The organism is Cedecea sp. P7760 (genome assembly GCF_013386425.1).
GTDB classification, from domain to species: Bacteria; Pseudomonadota; Gammaproteobacteria; order Enterobacterales; family Enterobacteriaceae; genus Cedecea; species Cedecea selenatireducens.
This window is the reverse complement of the sequence record NZ_JACARU010000114.1, coordinates 1-669: the sequence shown is the minus strand read 5'-3', so window position 1 is coordinate 669 and position 669 is coordinate 1. Positions and strand designations below refer to the sequence as shown.

Below are 669 nucleotides of genomic sequence, written 5' to 3'. Positions count from 1 at the left end.
GGATCAAAAACATAATTAAAAATAAAAAACTAAACGTTAAAGTCTGAAAACTAAACGCTAAAGATCCCGACGACACGCCACAGAGTACCTTCCGGTGTCGAAGCTTAAGTAGATGTCGCCATTTTTCAGGCCGACGTCGTAGTGCTTGTCGGTGCCTGCTTCCATCCGCCGCTCCGACGACTGGACGTAAGAGCCGTGGAAAAGACTGCCCCACTCGTTCCACAGCGCGCCCGTGCCGCGCCTTTGGGTTGCGTTGTAATTTCTGTGCAGGCTCATCTGTGCGACGGTTGGCAAACGGTAACCCTGCGATGCGCAGTAGTTGCCCGCGTCGAGCCAGTCCATTGACACTGAATCGTTCTTTATGAACCAGCCCTCAAGGGTGAAACTGTACTTAATGATTTTTCCATAACCGTTGGATGGGGTCCCCGTGATGGTCACTTTGTCTCCCGTCCCCGGGCCGGTGAACTTCACCACCCCGTCCGTCACTGTTACCCAGCTGGCATCAGACGTCCAGGTAAAGTACGAAGCTGAACCATCCGTTACATTCAGAGTAAAGGTTGCGCCTGTGAATCCCGTGGTCGGGAATCCGGCGTCTTTTGCAAACGTGTAGTTATTTACGGTGACATCCTTCAGAACGACCGCCGTGATTTCAAACGGAGCAGACTCCAC

General features: G+C 52.3%; 1 pseudogene. It reads right to left on the bottom strand.

Going from position 1 to position 669, the window contains the following annotated elements:
- Window positions 1-57 precede the first annotated feature (57 nt).
- Window positions 58-669, bottom strand: a pseudogene (locus HX778_RS24905) (invasin); the annotation flags it as partial.